Below are 19,212 nucleotides of genomic sequence, written 5' to 3' on the forward strand. Positions count from 1 at the left end.
ATGCGCGACGTCGCCTTCTTCATGCTGCTCATCCCCCGCAACGTCGGTGTGCTGCTGCTCCGCGCGTACCGGGCGGTCATTTCCCCGCTGTACGGCGACGTCTGCCGCTACCATCCGTCGTGCTCGGCGTACGGTCTTGGATCGGTGCAGCAGCAGGGTCTCGTCGTCGGCGCAGCGCTGACGGCCTGGCGCATCCTTCGCTGCAATCCTTGGACGCAGGGTGGCATCGACGATGTGCGTCCTGCGCGTCACGCGCGATACCGCGTCACCGCCTTCGGCTGGGTGGTTCCGGTCGGCCGTGAAGGGCTCGCGTCTGCACCTCTGACCTCAGATGTTCGCGACGTGCCGAATCTGGTTCGCTCCACCCCCACCGTGTCCCGGAAGGACTGACTTCACCCAATGGACTTCATCAGCCTGATCCTCTGGCCCATCAAATGGGTCATCGAGCTGATCCTCGTGGCGTTCCACTCGATGTGGACGTTCTTCGGGCTCGACCCCGACGCGGGTCTCACGTGGGTGCTCTCGATCGTCGGCCTCGTCATCGTGGTGCGGGCCGCACTGATCCCGATCTTCGTGCGACAGATCAAGAGCCAGCGCCGCATGCTCGAGGTCGCCCCGCAACTGAAGAAGATCCAGGACAAGTACAAGGGCAAGAAGGACCAGTTCTCTCGTGAGGCGATGTCGCGCGAGACCATGGAGCTCTACAAGAAGACCGGTACCAACCCACTCTCCTCGTGCCTTCCGCTCCTGCTGCAGATGCCGATCTTCTTCGGCCTGTTCTCGGTGCTGAACGACGCGTCGATCCATGCCGCTCGCGGCGGTGTCGGGCTTCTGACGCCCGCACTCGCCGAATCGTTCTCGAACGCCGAGTTCCTCGGCGCGCCGCTGAACGATACGTTCATCAACGCGTGGAACAACGACTTCCAACCGTGGCAGGTCATGGTCGTCGCGTCGGTGATGATCGTGCTGATGACCGCCTCGCAGTTCATCACGCAGCTGCAGATCGTCTCCAAGAACATGTCGCCCGAGACCAAGGCGAGCCCGATGTTCCGCCAGCAGCGAGTGCTGCTCTACCTCCTCCCGCTCGTGTTCGCCTTCTCGGGTGTCGCGTTCCCCATCGGCGTGATGTTCTACTGGCTTGTTTCCAACTTCTGGACCATGGGCCAGCAGTTCGTGGTGATCCGCAACATGCCGACGCCCGGTAGTGAGGCCGCGAAGGCCCGCGAGGCACGCCTCGCAAAGAAGGGCAAGCTCGTCGTCGACGAGAAGCACGACGGCACAGTGATCGTAGAAGAACCGAAGAAAACCCAGCGCCAGCAGCCGATCAGCAAGGCTCGCGCGAAGAAGCAGAGCGGGAAATAGCCCATGACCAACGTGCAGCACGACACGGACGATCGGTCGATCGCCCAACTCGAAGAAGAAGGCGACATCGCCGCGGACTACATCGAGGAACTCCTCGACATCTGCGACCTCGACGGCGATATCGACATCGATGCTCGCAATGGCCGCGCCTACGTGTCGGTGAACGCGGGCGAGGGGGCGAACCTGAACCTGCTCTCCAAGCCAGACACCGTGAGCGCCCTCCAGGAGCTCACCCGCCTCGCCGTGCAGACGAAGACCGGCGCGTTCTCCCGCCTCATCCTCGATATCGGCGGCTCCCGCGATGTGCGGCGCAACGAGCTTGCGAGCCTCGTCATCCGCGCGGTCGAGCGCATCGAGGCGGGTGCGACCGAGGCGGCACTGCCGCCCATGTCGTCGTACGAGCGAAAGCTGGTGCACGACCTCGTGAGTGAGCACGGGTTCCACTCGGAATCCCGCGGTGAGGGTGCAGAACGACACACCGTCATCACCCGCGGTGCCTGACGTTTCACGTGAAACGATGATCGAGGGACTCGAGCGCGAGCCTCACGCCGCAGCGCACATCTTCGGTTCGCATCTCGAGCGTGGTCGCGCCTTTACTCAGGCACTCGCGCGCCAGGGCGAAGAACTCGGCCTGATCGGCCCGCTCGAGCTTCCGAGACTCTGGACGAGGCACATCCTGAACAGTGCACTCGTCGCTCCCCTGCTCCGCGTCGGGCGCGTGGGCGACGTGGGATCCGGAGCAGGGTTGCCCGGACTCGTGCTCGCGATCGTGCGGCCTGACGTCTCGTTCACGCTCATCGAGCCGATGGAGCGCCGTGTGACATGGCTCGAGCGCCAAGTGCAGGAGCTGGAGCTCGACAACGTCGATGTGATCCGGGCGCGCGCCGAGGAGGCGAAGCTCAAGGGCGCGCTGGATCAGGTGACTGCACGGGCCGTGAGTGCGCTTCGCACCCTCATACCCATCACCGCTCCCCTGGTTCGACCAGGCGGCGAGCTCGTACTCATGAAGGGCGCCGGCGTCGATGGCGAGATCACCGCTGCCGAGAAGGTGATCCGCAAGTATCACGTGCATGACACCGAAGTACTCGTGCTCGGCGAGGGCGTCACCGATGAGGTCACTCGCGTGTTCCGCGGTGTTGTGGGCTGACGGCTCACCGTTCTTCACCGCGGCTCCTCGTGATGACGCCCGCCCGAGAGGAGCGAAGCCGCATGTGGGACCGGTGGCCACATCACGCGTTTTAGGGGCGCAAAGATCACCCAGGGTCGCTCACCTCTGACGGCCACGGAGGGGTCGCGAGCGGGCCGATCGCCGCATGCGAATCTGGGTCGGCACGCACAAAGGTCGCCTCACACCGATCTTCTTCGGAAGCCAGAGCCGGGCGGGCGACGCCATCGGCGCGGGGTGCGCGCTCTGGACCCCTGACCTCGCCGCGGATCATGGAGACATCCTGAACAGCGGCGTCCTTCGGGACCACCGCGCCCTCGAGACAACGGCGCCCTTCGGACGACGGGAGCGAGGCGCCGTTCCGGCTCAGCAGAGGAAGGCATGGGCGTGGTCGGCCCGGGCCGCCCACCAGAACACCCCCGCCGGGTGGAGTCTCGGGTGAATCGCCAGCCACGTGTTGGCCCGTCTCGGACGAGGTGGAGCGCAGGGTGGCTATTCGGCACGGCAGACGTAGTCGCCCGGGGCGTGCTCCGGGGCGCACGTGAGAACGCTGGCCGGGTGAGTTCACGTGTAAACACGTTGTCCACGCGGCCTTTGAATGGGCGCATCACGTGCTAGTCAGCTCTAGGCGAGACTGGATATCTGTGGTCGGCGCGAGTGTAGTCGACACGGGCACCGGGACACCGGCCGAGCGTTTCACGTGAAACGCCATCACGATCGTGTCTCAACGATGCGCCCGGCATCGGCCGGGCGCATCGGGCCGGTCTCATTCCACATCAGCGATCCGCTCGCAAAGTCACTGCCACGGGCGAGCGGAACACGGGGCCGGTGCGTTCACGTGAAACGCCAGCAACATCGTGTCGGGACGAGATGCCTGGACAAGGCACCCCGGACGACGCGCATCGGGCCCAGACGCATCGCGTCGGGGCCACAGGCCGGGGCGCCTTACCGACCACTCGCGTAATCGGTGCAAAGGGGCAAGCGGACACCCGGCTGGTACGTTTCACGTGAAACGCCCACCCTTTGTGCCATCGACGCGAGCCACGTCCGCCTTCCTTCAGCCCGGCCAGAAGGTGCGCGCGTTGATCGATGCTTCGGGTGGCGCACCATTACAACACCGACCCGGTGTTTGTTGTGAATCGTCGCCCACGCTGATGCACTGGCCGAGTCGCATCGCGCGGACGGTCAGACCTCGCGAATGGTCGGCGCGGACGCGCACCGAAACCCAAACCTCGAGTTGGTTCAGGCATCCGTCGAGGATCGTCCCGGGGCGACGGGCGCACGACGCTTCATCGGCTGATATGGACGCGGCAACTGGAGGGTGAACCGCTTGGGTGCGCGCAGAGGCATTGTCGGTGCGCTCACACGTCGAGTCGACTCCCTCGTTGGAGCCGACGGGCTCGTCGTCACCCCTCCTCCACAGCACAGTGGTCGCTCGGATCCTTCGAGGACTCGCGATCCTCACTCGTGCACGACGATCAGGCGGTTAGGCTTGACTATCGTGTCCTGCGGAGCGCCGCCGGTTCACGGACGGGATGCGAGCAGCGGGTTGGAGCAGTCGGTATGGCACAGGGTGGAGGACGCGGGTGGTTCCATCGCAAGCGTCATCGGCCCGAACCCGGCCGGCCAACCGGCACGGCACCCTCTGGCTCGGTGGAAGCACACCTGGAGGATCGCCGCGGTGAACCGGCTCCGACCGATCCTCGCACCCACTCGGACCAGGACGGCGCGCCGTGGACTTCGACGGAGAGCGATTCGTTCCGATCGAACGCTGGGGCCGACGATGTGGCGGATTCCTCAAGACACGATCGCCCGGAATCTCAAGGGAGGACCCACCCCACAGGCGCCGATGCGACGTCACTCGGAACCGCCGGAACGCCGCTAGATCAGCAAGACAAGGCAGACGCACATCCCGTGGGGTACGTGGCTTCCGCTCCGGTTTCGAGCATCGACTGGGATGCCGCGACGGCCGCGGCGCTGAGCGACGAGCCCGACGAGCGGTGGGTAGGCGAACCGCCGCACATGCCCTCCGAGTCCACCGCCGACCGCCTGCTCGAGGACATCATCCGCGAGATCGTCGGCGACACCGCGATGGATACCGCGTCGCCGCTGCCTACCGATCAGTCCATACCCGAGCCGCAGACGCCGACGGCGCGAGGCGTCTCTGAACAGCAACGCATCCAGCGGGATGCACCAGATTCATCGGCAGCCAGGTCGACCACCGCGCCCCATGCCACGCCCGGCGCCGAGTCCGAGCCGTTCGTCGAATCGGTACCGATCGGCGAGCCGTTGCCAGCCGCCGCCGCTGAGGCCGCGCGGATCGCCGACGCTGTGGCCGTGCAGGCCGCCGAGGCCGAGCCGATCTCCGAGTCCGCAGCGGAGTCGACCACGACGCCAACGCCACGTCCCCCTGTCTCGTTCACACCAACCGAGGATCGCGAACCGCCGGCCGCCGCCGAGGCCGAACCGGTCGCCACTGAGGCAGTGCCGACCGCTGAGGCAGTGCCGACCGCTGTGGCAGTGCCGACCGCCGAGGCAGTGCCGACCGCCGAGGCAGTGCCGACCGCCGAGGCCTCACCGGTCCCCGCATCAAAGGCGACCGCTAGGCCAACGCCAACTCCCCCCGTCGACCTGATCCCCGAGCACACACCCGTTCCTGACTTTGAGTCGACCACCCTTCCAAGCTCCGGCCGATCCGTCGATTCCACTTCGACCGCCGATCGCGAACCGGTGGCCGCCGCCGAGCTGATCAGCGAGCCCGCGTCCACTGCCGCGGCAACCGAAGCCAGACACTCGCCCGCTGGTCTCCCGGCCGAGTCCGCGCGGGCCGCCGAAGCAGTGGATGGCGGTGAGTTCGGCTCCGCTGATCCTGCCGCACCGACTGCGACGGTGGGGCCCACCCGGGAGTTCGATCCAGCCACTGACACTCAAGGCGATCCAGCCACTGACACTCAAGGGTGGACGACCGCGGAGCTCGAGGCCGACCACTCGATTGCCACGCCCACCGTGGCCCACGTGAACGACGGTGGGCAGCCCGATCGGGCCCCAGAGGCCTCATCGACGCCGCCCAGCCCCTCTGACCCATTGAGCCGCGCACTGCCGGCGTCCTGGCCAACCGACGCCTCCATCGCGGCGACGACGACCGGGCGGGGAATCGACGTTTCACGTGAAACCCTCGAACGCCGCTCAACACGCCCCGTTTCACGTGAAACGGGGCTTGAACACGGAGGAACGCCCCTGGCCGATCAACTTGCCGATGAGACCCGTCGGCGTGTCGCGCTCGATGAGGCCGTGCTGCCCTTACCCCCGAGCACACGGATCCTTACGATCTCGAACCAGAAGGGTGGTGTGGGAAAGACCACCACCGCAGTGAACCTCGCGGCCGCCCTGGCGCGTGCCGGTGCACATGTACTGGTCGTCGACCTCGACCCCCAAGGGAACGCTTCGACCGCCCTCGGCGTCGATCACCGCTCTGAAGACCAGAGCGTATACGAGGTGCTGGTCGCCGACCTCCCGCTCTCCGAGGTGATCCGCCCCTCGACCGAGCACGAACAACTCGATTGCGTTCCCGCCACGATCCATCTCGCCGGCGCTGAGATCGAACTCGTCTCGCTCGTCGCACGCGAGCAGCGCTTGCGGCGCGCGCTCGACAGACATCTGGCGACCATGGACCGGCCGTACGACTACGTCTTCATCGATTGCCCGCCGTCGCTCGGGCTCCTCACGATCAACGCTTTCGTCGCGGCGCGCGAAGTGTTGATTCCGATCCAGTGCGAGTACTACGCGCTCGAGGGACTGTCGCAACTGCTGAGCAACATCGAACTGATCGAGAAGCACCTCAATCCCGAGCTTCGCCTCTCGACCATCCTCTTGACGATGTACGACTCCCGCACCAACCTTGCGCAGCAGGTGGCGCAAGAGGTACGCGACCACTTCCCCAGCCAGACGCTCACCACGATCATTCCGCGTTCCGTGCGGGTATCCGAAGCTCCAAGTTACGGCCAGAGCGTCATCAGCTACGACTTCGCTTCAAGCGGGTCGTTGTCATATCGTGAGGCAGCCGCCGAGATCGCTCGCCGATCCGCCTCGAACTCGAAGGAAACCACAGATGGCAACTAAGCGAACGGGCCTCGGACGGGGAATCGGCGCCCTCATCCCCGGCGGTGATGACGTAGTCCGGTCGGCCCGGCCCGTCGACGTGTTCTTCCCCGACGCCGAATCAACCCCGGCCACCGCGATCGCCGCGGTCGAACAGGCCGCCGCGGCCGAGGAACTGCTCACCGTGCCGGGAGCTCATCTCGCACGACTCAACCCGAACGACATCCTCCCGAACGCGCAACAGCCCCGGAGTGTCTTCGATCCCGACGACCTCGCCGAACTGGTGCACAGCATCAGGGAATTCGGGGTCCTGCAGCCGATCGTCGTACGCCCGCATCCCGACCAGCCCGGCAAGTACGAACTCGTCATGGGCGAACGAAGGTTGCGTGCTACGAAGGAGGCGGCACTCGACACGATCCCCGCCGTCGTCAAGGACACCGCCGATGAGGCGATGCTGCGTGACGCCCTGCTCGAGAACCTGCATCGCTCGCAACTCAACCCACTGGAAGAAGCCTCCGCGTATCAGCAGTTGCTCTCCGACTTCGGTATCACGCAGGAGGAACTCGCGTCCCGGATCGGCAGATCGCGTCCACAGATCTCGAACACGCTACGCCTCCTGAAGCTGCCCGAGCCCGTGCAACTGCGGGTGGCTGCGGGTGTGCTGAGCGCCGGCCACGCGCGGGCGATTCTCTCGGTGGGCGACGACCCCGAGGAGATGCAGCGCTTCGCCGACAAGATCGTGAACGAGGAGCTGTCCGTGCGAGCGGCCGAAGCCGCCGCAACGAGCGAGCCGAAGCCGTCGCGCGCGAAGCCCGCAGCGGGCCGACGCCAGGAATTCCTCGACGACCTGGCCGGGCGCTTGGGCGATCGGCTCAATACCCGCGTCCGCATCGCACTCGGAGCACGGAAAGGCCAGATCAGCATCGATTTCGCAACGGTGCAAGATCTGCGGCGCATCCTCAGCGACCTGGGTGAGGAACTCGAAGGCGTCTGATCTCAGGGCCACCACGGGATGGCTCCGCACGGAGCCCCGAGGTCAGGGGGTGCGGATGGAAGCGCGGGCCGCCGCGGCGCTCACCAGCCCGCCGTAGATCGTCGGGGCATCCGTGCCGGATGCCTCGATCGCCAGCGGAACGAGTGAGGTCTCGGTGAGCCCGGGAATGACGTTGGCCTCGAGGAACCACGGAGTTCCGTCGTCATCGACGATGAAGTCGACCCGGGAGAGATCGCGGAGCCCGAGGGTGCGGTGTGCGAGCACCGCGGCATCCTTCACCGATTCGATGACATCCTCACCACGTCGCGACGGCGCGTAGAACGTCGTCTCCCCCGCGTTGTACCGGGCCTGGAAGCTGTACACGCCGTCGGTCGGTTCGATCTCGACCGGCGTGAGCGCCCTGGGGCCATCGCCCGTGTCGACGACGGCCACCGCGATCTCGGTGCCGACGACGCGTCGTTCGACCACCGCGACGTCGGCATACGTGAATGCCTCGACCATCGCGCGAGGCAGATCGTTCGAGTCCACGACGATGCTCACGCCCTGCGCCGATCCACCCGAAGCGGGCTTGACCACGAGATCACCCTCGAGCGCGGAATGCACGACCTGCAGCACGCTCGCCGCCCCGAGTTCCCGGAAGGCTTCATGCGAGAGCACGATCGATTCTGGCACCGCGAGGCCGATGTCGGCGATGAGCGAGCTCGCCACGGGCTTCGACCACGCGCGGCGCGCGCTCGCACCGGTGGACCCGACGGTCGGAACCCCGAGCGCCTGGAGGAGGTCGAGCAGCGATCCGTCCTCACCGCTCGAGCCGTGCAGGGCGGGAAACACCACGTCCGGACGCTCCTTTGCGAGGAACGGCAACAGTCCGGCATCCGGATCGCGCAGCACCACACGATGACCGGCAGCCGTGAGCGCGTCGGCGACGCGCCGACCGGAACGGAGCGACACATCGCGCTCGTGCGAGATGCCACCCGCGAGCACGACGACGTAATGACCGTTGGAATCACTCATGATCTGGGGTTTTCTCCACTACTTCAGGTCGGATGGCGGGGCGGAGTCGTGAGTGTCGACGCTCGGGGGCAGCTGCAGCAACCCGGTTCCGGCGAACGTGTCGAGCAGGTCGAGCTCGCCGTTCACGACGGTCGCCAGACGACGGATGCCGACGCGGATCGCGTCAAGGGTCGGGTAGCAGAAGGAGAGCCGCATCGCGTGACGGCCGCGGCCGTCGGCGAAGAACGCCGTGCCGGGGGTGTAGGCGACGAGCTCCTTGACCGCACGCGGAAGCATCTGCTTCGAATCGAGCACGTCGGGCATCGTCACCCACACGTAGAAGCCGCCGTTCGGATCGGTCCACGACAGCTGGGGAAGGTACTCCCCCAGCGCTTCGACCATGGCCTCCTTGCGTTCGCGGTAGACTCCGCGGAAGGTGTCGATCTGGGCCCGCCAGTCGGTCGTCGAGAGGTACTCGGAGACGACCAGCTGGCTGAACGAGCTCGGCGAGAGGATCGCCGATTCAGCGGCGAGGATGAGCTTCTCGCGGATCGCGTGCGGGGCGAGCGCCCAGCCGACCCGGAATCCGGGTGCGAGTGTCTTGGAGAAGGAGCCGAGGTAGATCACTCCGTCTGGATCGAGCGAGCGCAACGCGTTCGGCGCCGGTTCGTCGAAGTGCAGCAGGCCGTAGGGGTTGTCCTCGAGCACGAGGATCTCGTTCGTGCGACAGATCTCGAGGATCTCCGGCCGTCGCTCGGCCGAGAGGGTGACGCCGGCAGGATTGTGGAAATTCGGGATCGTGTAGAGGAACTTGAGGCGCCGGCCCTGCCCGCGAAGGTGCGCGATGGTCTGGCGCAGCGCCTCGGGAATGAGCCCGTGCTCATCCATCGCGACGTGCACGACCGTCGCCTGGTAGGAGCGGAACACCCCCATCGCACCGACGTAGCTCGGCGCCTCGGCGAGGATCACGTCGCCGGGGTCGATGAAGAGCTTCGCGACGAGGTCGAGCGCCTGCTGGGAGCCGGTCGAGGTGACGACATTGTCGACGGAACCCCGAATCCCCTCGAGCGACATGACATCGAGAATGTGTTCCCGAAGCGCAGGAATACCCTGGCCAGAGCCGTATTGCAGCGCGGTCGGGCCCTGCGTGCGCATGACCTTCTCCATCGATGACACGATGAGCTCCTGCGGCAGGGCCGAAACGAACGGCATTCCGCCGGCGAGTGAGACGACCTCGGGGCGGGAGGCGACGGCGAAGAGGGCACGGACCTCCGAGGCGGCGAACCCGGCGGCTCGCTCGGCGTAGTTCGCGTACCAGGGGTCGAGATTGTTGCCGGTCCGCTGGGGGACGCCGTCAGAGGTCACTTGGCTTCCGTTCTGCTCAGACTATTCATGCTAGTTGTCGCCGAGGTCGTGCCCGTTCGATCGACGGATGCCGCGGCATCCGCTGCTGCGAACGGGTGGGGTGGGCGTGGGGTCGATGGGAGCGAAAAGACCCGCCCGGCGTGCACCGGGCGGGTCTCAAGGTTCGCGAGGCGGCCGGCTACGAGATGTAGGCGGCGAGGTCGGCCTCGAGGGCGGGCTTCGGCTTGGCGCCGATGACGGTCTTCACGACCTCGCCCTTCTCGAAGACCTTGAACGCGGGAATCGCGGTGATCTGGTACTTCATCGCGAGCTGCGGGTTCTCGTCGACGTTCAGCTTCACGATGTCGAGCTTGTCGGAGTGCTCGGTCGCGATCTGGTCGAGGATCGGGCTCACCGCACGGCACGGGCCGCACCACTCGGCCCAGAAGTCGACGAGCACGGCCCTCTCGTTGTTGAGAACCTCCTGCTCCCAGGTGGCCTCGGTCACAGCGCGTGCAGTCATTGGGTTTCTCCTTCGATGGAAATCGGATGTCGCGTGGCGTGCAATCGGCTGGCCGCCTACTTGACCGCCGAGCTGACGAGTTCGGCGACTGATGCCTCGGCTAAGGCAGCCTCCGCGGCGTCGTCGGTCTCGCCGAGCGCCGCGAGGTAGTGCTCGGCGTCGAGCGCGGCGACCGTGCCCGACCCGGCAGCGGTGACCGCCTGCCGGTAGTGCGGGTCGATCACGTCGCCGGCGGCGAACACGCCCGCCACCGAGGTCTTCGACGAGCGGCCCTCGACCGCGATCGTGCCCTCGGGCGTGAGGTCGAGCTTGCCGTGCACGAGGTGCGTGCGCGGATCGTTGCCGATCGCGACGAAGAGGCCGTCGAGGTCGAGCGCACGCACGTCGCCGGTGACGGTGTCGCGAAGCGTCACGCCGTTCACCTGCGCGTCGCCGTGGATCGCGGCGATCTCGGCGTTCCAGATGAACTCGATCTTCTCGTTGTCGAACGCGCGCTGCTGCATGATCTTCGACGCCTTGAGCGAGTCGCGACGGTGGATCACGTACACCTTGTCGGCGAAGCGGGTGAGGAAGGTCGCCTCCTCCATCGCCGAGTCGCCGCCGCCGACCACCGCGATGGTCTTCTGGCGGAAGAAGAAGCCGTCGCACGTGGCGCACCACGACAGGCCGTGGCCCGAGAGGACCTCCTCTTCGGGCAGGCCGAGCTTGCGGTAGGCCGAGCCGGTCGCGTAGATGAGCGCGGATGCCTCGTGCACGTCGCCGTTGCCGAGTTTCACGCGCTTGACCGGGCCGTCGAGCTCGAGCTCGACGACATCGTCGTAGACCACCTCGGTGCCGAACCGCTCGGCCTGGGCCTGGAACTTCGCCATCAGGTCGGGCCCCATGATGCCGTCGGGGAAGCCGGGGTAGTTCTCGACCTCGGTCGTGTTCATCAGCTCGCCGCCGATCTCGACGGAACTCGCGATGAGCAGCGGCTCCAGGTTCGCGCGCGCGGCGTAGATCGCAGCCGTGAAGCCGGCCGGGCCTGAACCGATGATGATGATGTCGCGCAAACCCGCTCCCGTCGTTGCTGGTGATTCGGGGCATCCGCCGAAACGGATGTCACGAACTGGTCAACACAGTCTAGGCGCGGCGTATTCCGGCGCCTGAGAGGCCAGCGCGAACTGCCGGCGCGACGGATGCCGCGGGCCGCATGACCTGGCCGCGGCATCCGCTGATCATGCCGGCCGTCGTCAGCGGCGGCGCAGGCGGGCGAGGAGCGGGGCCGCGAACCCCCGCAGTTCGGGCGACCGGAGCATCCAGAGCACACCGAAGTAGAGCACCGCCATCACCGCGCCGATGATCGCCATCGTGATGATGGCGCCGATGCGGTCGCGCACGGCGAACCCGCCGTCGGTGAAGCCGCCGAGGGCGAGGAGGACGGCGAGGCCCGCCACCACCGGCATGGCCACCGCGACGAGGTCGCGGAGGAGGCTGACGAGGATGCGCTTGCCGTCGAGGTGCCCGAGGCGCCGCCGGAGCAGGACGACGGCGAGCAGGAGTTGCGCGGTCGTGGCGAGGGTGGTCGCGAGTGCCACGCCGACCGCGATCCATTCCACCGGCAGGAAGATGCACGCCAGCGCGGCGATCGAGAACACGACGACCTGGAACAGCGTGAAGAAGAAGGGCGTGCGCGTGTCGCCCAGCGCGTAGAACGTTCGCTGCACGACGAACAGGATGCTGAAGCCGACGAGTCCGACGGCGAAGGCGATGATGACATTGCCGAGCGCGGATGCCCCGGCGAGACCGGGCTGGAACACCGCCGCGAACGGGTATGCGACCACGACGAGCACACCCGACGCGAGGACGAGGATGACCGAAACACCGCGAATCGCGCTCGAGAGGTCGTCGCGCACCCGGTCGAGGGCGCCCTGGTGGGCGTGCTCGCTCATGCGCGTGAAGTACGCCGTCGCGATCGACACGGTGATGACGGAGTGGGGCAGCATGAACACGAGCCACGCGTTGTCGATCGCGGCGAGGGATGCACCCTCGCCCGATGCGAGCAGCACGACCTGGGTCTGCACGATGCCCGCGAGGGTGGTGAGCAGCAGCATCCCGAACGTCCACCCGGCCATGCGGCCGGCGGTGCCGAGGCCGACGCCGCGCCATTTGAAGTCAGGACGGTAGCGCAGCCCGATGCGCCGCCAGAACCAGAACAGCACGATCGCCTGCGCGACGATGCCGAGCGTCGCCGACCCGGCGAGGAGGGCGACCATGCCGGGCGTCCACTCGTTCACGCCCCGGGTGCCGTCGGGATCGAAGCCGAACAGCAGGCCGAACGCCACGAGGCCGACGAGGGCGACGACGTTGTTGAGCACCGGCACCCAGGTGAACGGGCCGAAGCTGCGACGGGCGTTCAGCACCTCGCCGAGCAGCGTGTACAGGCCGTAGAAGAAGATCTGCGGCAGGCACCACCACGCGAACGCGATCGCGAGCGGCAGGATCTCGGGGTTCGAGCCGGCGTAGATCCACGCCAGCACGGGCGCGAGGGCGGTGGCGACGACGGTCGCCGCGCCGATCACGACGAGCGCCAGGGTGAGCAGCTTGTTGATGTAGGCGCTTCCGCCGTCGGTGTGCGTGCTCGCGCGCACGATCTGCGGTACGAGCACGGCGCTCAGCACCCCGCCCGCCACGATGACGTAGACCGTGTTCGGCAGGCCGTTCGCGACGGCGAACGCGTCGGCGCTCGCCGAGCCCACGACGCCGATGGTCGCGGCGAGCACGATCGCCTTCACGAAGCCGAGCAGCCGCGACACGATGGTGCCCGAGGCGAGGAAGACGCTCGCGCGGCCGATGCGATCCTCAGCCACGGCGGGGGTCCCCCGTGCCAGAACCGGCTGAGGGGGTTTCGGCGGTGTCGGATGCCGCGGCATCGGCATGCTCGGTGGGGTCGGAGGTCGCGGCATCCGCATGCTCGGTGGGGTCGGAGGTCGCGGCATCCGCGCGCTCGGTGGGGTCGGAGGTCGCGGCATCCGTGCGCTCGTTCGCGGCATCCGGATGGGTCTCGGCGGCCGCGGCGGCGCGCTCGCGACGGCGGCGGCGGATGCTGCGCCAGATGCCGATCCCGAACACGAGCACGGCGATTGTGGCGAGGATGGCCGCGCCGAGCCCCTCCCAGTCGGCCTGCACGTTCGCGGGGATCGTCACGGCGCTGCCGATCGGGACCCCGGTGGGCGAGGAGAGCGAGACCGTGAGCAGGACTTCGCCGTTGCCGACACCCGCCTCGACGGGGACGTTCACGGTGCCCCGCGACTCGGGACCGACCGTGAACTCGACCCGGTCGTCGACGATGAGCCGGCCGTTCGACGGCTCGACCTCGACGATGACGGTGACCGGGTACGGCAGGGTGTTCTCGATCGTCGTGGGCAGCGGGCTCGTGCGCGAAACCACGTTGACCTGGCTGCTCGGCACGACAGAGACCGCGCCGAGCACGCTGCGCTGCGCGGCCAGCCAGTCGGCGACCGCGGTGCTCCAGGCGTCGGGGTCGTCGATCCAGGCGACGTCGAGAAGCGAGAGCAACTCGCGTCTGGTCGGGCCGGTCAGGAGGCGTTCGTCGTCGAGGACGCTCGCGAACGCGGAAACGTCGGCCTCGGCGTCCACCAGGCGCTCGATCACCGCGAGCCGCTCGGCGGGTTCGGGCTCGTCGATGAGGGTGCGCGACTCGGGCGGCGCGCCGATCGCGTCGGCGAGGCCGGCGAGCGTCGACCATTGGGAACCTGCGATCTCGTCGATGAGCGCGGAGACCCGTTCGGAGCGGGCGGGGGCGCCGCGATCGAACGTCGCGAGCACGGTCGTGCGGGCGGCGCCGGCGTCGAGCGCAAGCTCCGAGAGCAGCGCGCCGGTCGCGGCTCGCCATTCGGTGTCGGTGGAGGCCACGGATGCCGCCCGCAGGGGCTCGGTCAGCCCGGCATCGGCGACCAGCGCCGTCGAGCCGTCGATGTTCGCTGCGGACGACAGGGCGCCCTCGATCGGCTCGGCATTGCCGGGGGCGAGGAGCGTGGTCGATAGGCCGGCCGCGTCGAGGTAGGCGAGATCGCCGGCGGCGATCGTGTCATCGGCCGGCCAAGCGATGTCGGTGCGCGTGTAGGACCACTCGAGGAGCTCTTCGGTGGTCGGCACGGCGTCGGGGGTGGGCTGGGGTTCGGCCGGGGCATCCGTCGGTGTCGCGTCCGCGACGTCATCAGCGTCGGCATCCGCGTCTTCATCGGCCGGGGTCGCGAAGTTCACCGGATCGAGCACGTCGACGAACGAGGTAGCTGCGAGCGGTGCCGGCAGGTCGAGCTGCGATTGCGCGGCGAGATCGGCGTCGGCGTAGGCGAGCGGGAATACCTCGTTCGGCAGGCTGGCGAGACGTTCGAGCCAGGCGGTCGCCGAGGCGGGCGCGCTGGTTCCCAGCACACGGATCGAGGCGATGATGCGAGGATCGAGTCCGATGGCGACACGACGGCCGGTAAGGGCGTCGAGTTGGCGGGTGAGGAGCCCCGTCGGGCCCGTCCAGTTCTCGAGCTGGGTCGCCCCGATGAGCCCGGTCGCGTCATCGTCCGGGGGTGCCGTGAGCGGGGCCGCGAGTGCCACGGCGACCGATCCGGCCGCCGGCACGCCCGTGTTCGGGTAAGCGGCGGCGCCGGAGGCCACGAGGGTCTCGCCGATCCGCAGCTGCGCGCCGAGACCGACGACGGGTGAGGCGGCGACATCGGCGAAGGCGTCGGCGGGAACCGTGAACGACACGACCGTCGAGCCGCCCGACGGGAGGCTGCGTGATTCGCCCTCGGCGAGGACGACCACCGGGCCGTCCGTGCCCGCGTCGGCGTCGGTCCCCACGTCGGCGTCGGTGCCCGCGTCGGCGTCGGTCCCCGCGGGGCCACCGGACCCGCCCGCGAGCCAGCCGTCGAGCTCGCCGGCATCGTCGATGACGTCGGCCGCGCGCACGAGGCGCACGAGCCCCGGAGCCAAGGATTCGCCGGTGGCGTTCTCGATCTCGACGGAGATCGCGACGGGCGCGCCGAACGACATGCTCGTCGAGATCGTCGGCGAGACGCTCACCCTGAGTCCAGCCGTCTCTTCGGCGGCAGGCTGCTCGGACCGACCCGCGCCAGGCGTGCCCTCGGAGCCGGCGGCGGGTTCGACGGCGGCGAGGGCGAGCATCGCCTGCACGCTGTGCGAGGAGCCGAGTCCGCTGTCGGCGGCGAACGGTGCGACGATGCCCACGAGCGCAGCCGCGGCGATGCCGAAGATCACCAGGCGACCGCGACGGCTCGACCTGGGGGTGGTGGAGTCGGCGCGGCGACGCGCAGGTCTCGACTCGGCCACCATGCAGGCGATTCTACGGCGTGGCTCCGGGGCATCCGCTCGGCGGGGTCCGGACCGCGCCGCTTAACATAGGGGCATGCAGAGTGTCGCGGCGGCCCTCGACCGGCTGGGCGAGCTGGCTGCTTCGCCGACCGTCGCGCAGCTCGCGGCCGCCTTCGCCGCCGCCGGCCACGAGATCGCACTCGTCGGGGGCCCGGTTCGCGATGCGTTCCTCGGTCGCACCACCAACGACCTCGATTTCACGACGGATGCCTCGCCCGACGAGATCCTCGCGATCGTGAAGCCGATCGCCGAGGCGCACTGGGACATCGGCCGCGCGTTCGGCACGATCGGGGCGAGGATCGAGGGCGAGACCGTCGAGATCACGACCTACCGGGCCGACGCCTACGACGGCGAGTCGCGCAAGCCCGAGGTCGTGTTCGGCGAATCCCTCGAAGCCGACCTCACCCGCCGCGACTTCACGGTGAATGCACTCGCCCTTCGCCTGCCCCAGCTCACCCTCGTCGACCCGTCGGGCGGGGTGGAGGATCTCGTCGCGGGCGTCCTCCGCACGCCGGCCGCGCCCGAGCAGTCGTTCGGCGATGATCCGCTGCGGATGCTCCGCGCCGCCCGCTTCTCGTCCCAGCTCGGCTTCGAGGTCGAGCGGGGCACGCGGGCCGCCATGACGGAGCTGGCCCCCCAGATCGACCGGATCTCGGCCGAACGGGTGCGCGATGAGTTGTCGAAGCTGCTGCTCACGGGAGCGCCGCGTGGCGGCATCCGTCTGCTGGTCGAATCGGGACTCGCCGAGCGGGTGCTGCCCGAGATCCCGGCGCTGCGCCTCGAGGTCGACGAGCACCACCACCACAAGGACGTGTACGAGCACAGCCTCACCGTGCTCGACCAGGCGATCGACTACGAGGTGTCGCGCGGGCAGATGGCGTCGCCCGACCTCGTCGTGCGGCTCGCGGCGCTGCTGCACGACATCGGCAAGCCGGCGACGCGCCGGCTCGAACGTGGCGGAGCGGTGTCGTTCCACCATCACGATCTCGTCGGCGCGAAGCTTGCCCGCAAGCGGCTGCGCGCGCTGCGGTTCGACAACGACACGATCGCGGCCGTCTCGCGGCTCATCGAGCTGCACCTGCGGTTCTTCGGGTACACGGATGGCGCGTGGACCGACTCGGCCGTGCGCCGCTACGTGCGCGACGCCGGCGCGGCTGATCAGCTCGAGCGGTTGCACATCCTCACGCGGGCGGATGTCACGACCCGCAACCGTCGCAAGGCCGACCGCCTCGGATTCGCCTACGACGACCTCGAGGAGCGCATCACGGTGCTCGCCGCTGAGGAGGAGCTCGCCGCGGTGCGACCCGACCTCGACGGGCAGCAGATCATGGCGCTCCTCGGCGTTCGGCCGGGGCCGGTGGTGGGTGAGGCGTACCGGTATCTGCTCGAGGTTCGGCTCGATGAGGGCCCCATCGGCCCGGATGCCGCGGCCGAGCGCCTGCGCGCCTGGTGGGCGCAGCGCGGCGCGTAGCCCGCGTTGCCCGCGCTGCCCGCGCTGCCGGCGCTGCCGGCGCTGCCGGCGCTGCCGGCGTTCCCGCGCTCCCATCTGAGGGTGCATTCTGGCCACCCTGCTAGGGGTGTCCACGCCGGGTTGGCCGATAAGCACCCCTGGAACGAGCGAGTGCGGGACAGGACTCTTCCTCCACAGGTGTCAGTACGCCCAAGGAATCGCCCGCGGCGCCGAACACGCGCGCCGGCCAGGTACTTCCACCGCGAAGATCCGGGAATGGCGAAGTCCAATCAGGCGAATCCTGCGTCCCTCTCGATGCTGCTGGCGCGAACGGCGGCCGCTCCGCACACGTCAGCGCGCACGCTGCGACGTGACGCGGCCGCCGGCCATCTTCACCGCGTGCGAGCGGGCGTGTACGCGAGCGGCGCACAGTGGAATGCGGCATCCCACCGTCGTCTCGAGCTCGCGCGAATCGGCGCCGTCGTTCACACCCGGCGCCGGTGGCCAGTGCTCTCGCACGAGTCCGCCGCCGCGGTGTGGGGGCTGGCACGTCTCGGGCCGGCTCCACTGGTGGTCGAACTGGCCGACGTCCGCGGCACCGCACCTCGTTCCGAGCACGGCGTGCGGTGGCGCAGGACCCCCGTCGACCTCGACGAAGTGGTCGAGGTGAACGGATTCCTGGTCACGGGGCTCGTGCAGACGTTGGTGGACCTCGCCTGTTCACGACCATTCCTCAGCTCGGTGATCGCGTTGGATGCCGGTCTGGGCAGCATCCTGCGAACGGATGCCGCAGTCACGGCTTGCGGGGTCGGCCGAGCCGACGTGTTCGGGCGCCTCGACGCCGATGGTCGTCGACGTGGGACTCGCGGAGCTCAGGTCGCGATCGAGTTCGCCGACGGACGCGCCGAATCGGTGGGCGAGTCGCTGAGTAGGGGCCAGATGCACGTGCTGGGGCATCGCGATCGCGCAGAGCAAACTCCGCCAGGCCCTGCTCGAGGTCGGGCTTCCGCAGCTCGACGTGCATTCCGGGGGTGCACTCCGGCCACGCTGACGGGCGCGCAGTAGAGCAAATGGCCGGAAAGCACCCCCGTAGCGGGGGCAGGTGCGGTGCGCGGGCACGGCGCGGGAGCGCGGGCAGGTGCGGGCGCGGCGCGGGAGCGCGGGCGTGTGCGGGCGGGGCGGCGCGGGCGCGGTTCCACGCGGAAGGCGCGAGGCGCTGTCGGCGCGGGCGCGGTTCCACGCGGAAGGCGCGAGGAGCGGGCCGGCGCGAGGGGTGGCGCGGGCGGAGGGCCTGGCGGCGCGAATGGCGTGGGGGCGCGGCATCCGTTACGATAGGGAGGTTGCCCGTGCGCCGCAGGCGCGGCCTCCTCGGAGCGACGTATGCACAACCCTCCTGTTGCAGAGAGTCTGCAACCGTATAGTCCGAAGGAGGTGGGTTAGTCATGCACCAGTACGAGCTGATGGTCATCCTCGATCCCGAGATCGACGAGCGCACCGTTGCTCCCAGCCTTGACAAGTTCCTCAACGTCATCCGCAATGATGGCGGTACCGTCGACAAGGTCGACATCTGGGGACGTCGTCGTCTGGCCTACGAGATCAACAAGAAGTCCGAGGGCATCTACGCCGTCGTCGACTTCACCGCCGAGTCCAAGACCACCGACGAGCTCGACCGCCAGCTGAACCTCAGCGAGGCCGTCATGCGCACGAAGGTGCTCCGCGCGGAAGAGGCGATCGCCCAGGTCGCCGCCCACGCCAAGGCGCAGGAGGAGAAGGCCGCGAAGAAGGCCGCCTCCGCCGCGAAGGCCGGCGCGAAGGCCGCTGCCCCCAGCGCGGCCGTCGCTGCGGCATCCGCCCCCGCTGCGGCATCCGCCCCTGCATCGGCCAAGCGCCGG

General features: G+C 68.5%; 14 protein-coding genes and 1 pseudogene. 9 read left to right on the forward strand and 6 right to left on the reverse strand.

Annotated elements, in window-relative coordinates; translation table 11 throughout:
- The 6 genes from yidD (at nucleotide 1) to ACFWN7_RS10795 (ending at nucleotide 7,619) form a co-directional block, all read left to right on the forward strand.
- Nucleotides 1-390: a membrane protein insertion efficiency factor YidD gene (yidD, locus tag ACFWN7_RS10770; RefSeq protein ID WP_376938798.1), complete on the forward strand. Its 390-nt coding sequence runs from the start codon at nucleotides 1-3 to the stop codon at nucleotides 388-390.
- Nucleotides 391-399: 9 nt separating this feature from the next.
- Nucleotides 400-1,362 (forward strand): membrane protein insertase YidC, encoded by a 963-nt coding sequence (gene yidC, locus ACFWN7_RS10775; protein ID WP_376938799.1) that lies wholly within the window; start codon nucleotides 400-402, stop codon nucleotides 1,360-1,362.
- A 3-nt stretch (nucleotides 1,363-1,365) separates the two neighbouring features.
- Entirely contained in the window at nucleotides 1,366-1,863 is a 498-nt protein-coding gene (locus ACFWN7_RS10780) for a protein jag (protein ID WP_376938800.1), read from the forward strand.
- Nucleotides 1,864-1,879: 16 nt separating this feature from the next.
- On the forward strand, nucleotides 1,880-2,509 hold the full coding sequence (gene rsmG, locus ACFWN7_RS10785) for a 16S rRNA (guanine(527)-N(7))-methyltransferase RsmG (RefSeq protein ID WP_376938801.1): 630 nt from the start codon (nucleotides 1,880-1,882) through the stop codon (nucleotides 2,507-2,509).
- Nucleotides 2,510-5,764: 3,255 nt separating this feature from the next.
- Nucleotides 5,765-6,646, forward strand: a complete 882-nt coding sequence (locus tag ACFWN7_RS10790) for a ParA family protein (protein WP_376938840.1) — start codon at nucleotides 5,765-5,767, stop codon at nucleotides 6,644-6,646.
- The gene (locus ACFWN7_RS10795; protein WP_376938802.1) at nucleotides 6,636-7,619 is read left to right on the forward strand and encodes a ParB/RepB/Spo0J family partition protein; all 984 of its coding nucleotides are present in this window, start codon (nucleotides 6,636-6,638) and stop codon (nucleotides 7,617-7,619) included. The genes ACFWN7_RS10790 and ACFWN7_RS10795 overlap by 11 nt, the downstream gene beginning before the upstream one ends.
- Nucleotides 7,620-7,661: 42 nt before the next feature.
- On the opposite strand, the gene ACFWN7_RS10800 is transcribed toward ACFWN7_RS10795, so the two are convergent.
- From ACFWN7_RS10800 to ACFWN7_RS10825, 6 genes are all read right to left on the reverse strand, one after another.
- The gene (locus tag ACFWN7_RS10800; protein WP_376938803.1) at nucleotides 7,662-8,633 is read right to left on the reverse strand and encodes a D-alanine--D-alanine ligase; all 972 of its coding nucleotides are present in this window, start codon (nucleotides 8,631-8,633) and stop codon (nucleotides 7,662-7,664) included.
- An 18-nt stretch (nucleotides 8,634-8,651) separates the two neighbouring features.
- The gene (locus ACFWN7_RS10805) at nucleotides 8,652-9,977 is read right to left on the reverse strand and encodes a PLP-dependent aminotransferase family protein (RefSeq protein ID WP_376938804.1); all 1,326 of its coding nucleotides are present in this window, start codon (nucleotides 9,975-9,977) and stop codon (nucleotides 8,652-8,654) included.
- A 178-nt stretch (nucleotides 9,978-10,155) separates the two neighbouring features.
- Nucleotides 10,156-10,479 carry a thioredoxin gene (gene trxA, locus ACFWN7_RS10810; RefSeq protein WP_376938805.1) on the reverse strand — a complete coding sequence of 108 codons (324 nt, stop codon included), beginning with the start codon at nucleotides 10,477-10,479 and terminating at the stop codon, nucleotides 10,156-10,158.
- Between the two features lie 56 nt (nucleotides 10,480-10,535).
- The gene (trxB, locus tag ACFWN7_RS10815) at nucleotides 10,536-11,531 is read right to left on the reverse strand and encodes a thioredoxin-disulfide reductase (RefSeq protein ID WP_376938806.1); all 996 of its coding nucleotides are present in this window, start codon (nucleotides 11,529-11,531) and stop codon (nucleotides 10,536-10,538) included.
- A 180-nt stretch (nucleotides 11,532-11,711) separates the two neighbouring features.
- Nucleotides 11,712-13,328 (reverse strand): murein biosynthesis integral membrane protein MurJ, encoded by a 1,617-nt coding sequence (murJ, locus tag ACFWN7_RS10820; RefSeq protein WP_376938807.1) that lies wholly within the window; start codon nucleotides 13,326-13,328, stop codon nucleotides 11,712-11,714.
- A complete protein-coding gene (locus ACFWN7_RS10825) occupies nucleotides 13,321-15,831 on the reverse strand; it encodes a DUF6049 family protein (RefSeq protein ID WP_376938808.1) in 2,511 nt (836 codons plus the stop codon). The genes murJ and ACFWN7_RS10825 overlap by 8 nt, the downstream gene beginning before the upstream one ends.
- A 73-nt stretch (nucleotides 15,832-15,904) precedes the next feature.
- Here ACFWN7_RS10825 and ACFWN7_RS10830 point away from each other — a divergent pair, with 73 nt between their 5' ends.
- The 3 genes and pseudogenes from ACFWN7_RS10830 to rpsF form a co-directional block, all read left to right on the forward strand.
- Nucleotides 15,905-17,341 (forward strand): CCA tRNA nucleotidyltransferase, encoded by a 1,437-nt coding sequence (locus ACFWN7_RS10830; protein WP_376938809.1) that lies wholly within the window; start codon nucleotides 15,905-15,907, stop codon nucleotides 17,339-17,341.
- A 255-nt stretch (nucleotides 17,342-17,596) separates the two neighbouring features.
- Nucleotides 17,597-18,385, forward strand: coding sequence for a hypothetical protein (locus ACFWN7_RS10835; RefSeq protein ID WP_376938810.1), 789 nt, complete (start codon nucleotides 17,597-17,599; stop codon nucleotides 18,383-18,385).
- A 377-nt stretch (nucleotides 18,386-18,762) separates the two neighbouring features.
- Nucleotides 18,763-19,125 (forward strand): annotated as a pseudogene (rpsF, locus tag ACFWN7_RS10840) (30S ribosomal protein S6); the annotation flags it as partial.
- Nucleotides 19,126-19,212: the final 87 nt, after the last annotated feature.

Origin of the sequence: Agromyces sp. NPDC058484, assembly GCF_042720415.1 — a bacterium.
Taxonomy (GTDB): Bacteria; Actinomycetota; Actinomycetes; order Actinomycetales; family Microbacteriaceae; genus Agromyces.

Excerpts from the sequence above, each read along its gene's own strand:
- ACFWN7_RS10800 (WP_376938803.1), bottom strand. The coding sequence starts at position 8,633 with ATGAGTGATTCCAACGGTCATTACGTCGTCGTGCTCGCGGGTGGCATC.
- rsmG (WP_376938801.1), top strand. The coding sequence starts at position 1,880 with ATGATCGAGGGACTCGAGCGCGAGCCTCACGCCGCAGCGCACATCTTC.
- ACFWN7_RS10835 (WP_376938810.1), top strand. The coding sequence starts at position 17,597 with ATGGCGAAGTCCAATCAGGCGAATCCTGCGTCCCTCTCGATGCTGCTG.
- ACFWN7_RS10795 (WP_376938802.1), top strand. The coding sequence starts at position 6,636 with ATGGCAACTAAGCGAACGGGCCTCGGACGGGGAATCGGCGCCCTCATC.
- yidD (WP_376938798.1), top strand. The coding sequence starts at position 1 with ATGCGCGACGTCGCCTTCTTCATGCTGCTCATCCCCCGCAACGTCGGT.
- ACFWN7_RS10825 (WP_376938808.1), bottom strand. The coding sequence starts at position 15,831 with ATGGTGGCCGAGTCGAGACCTGCGCGTCGCCGCGCCGACTCCACCACC.
- ACFWN7_RS10780 (WP_376938800.1), top strand. The coding sequence starts at position 1,366 with ATGACCAACGTGCAGCACGACACGGACGATCGGTCGATCGCCCAACTC.
- ACFWN7_RS10830 (WP_376938809.1), top strand. The coding sequence starts at position 15,905 with ATGCAGAGTGTCGCGGCGGCCCTCGACCGGCTGGGCGAGCTGGCTGCT.
- yidC (WP_376938799.1), top strand. The coding sequence starts at position 400 with ATGGACTTCATCAGCCTGATCCTCTGGCCCATCAAATGGGTCATCGAG.
- trxA (WP_376938805.1), bottom strand. The coding sequence starts at position 10,479 with ATGACTGCACGCGCTGTGACCGAGGCCACCTGGGAGCAGGAGGTTCTC.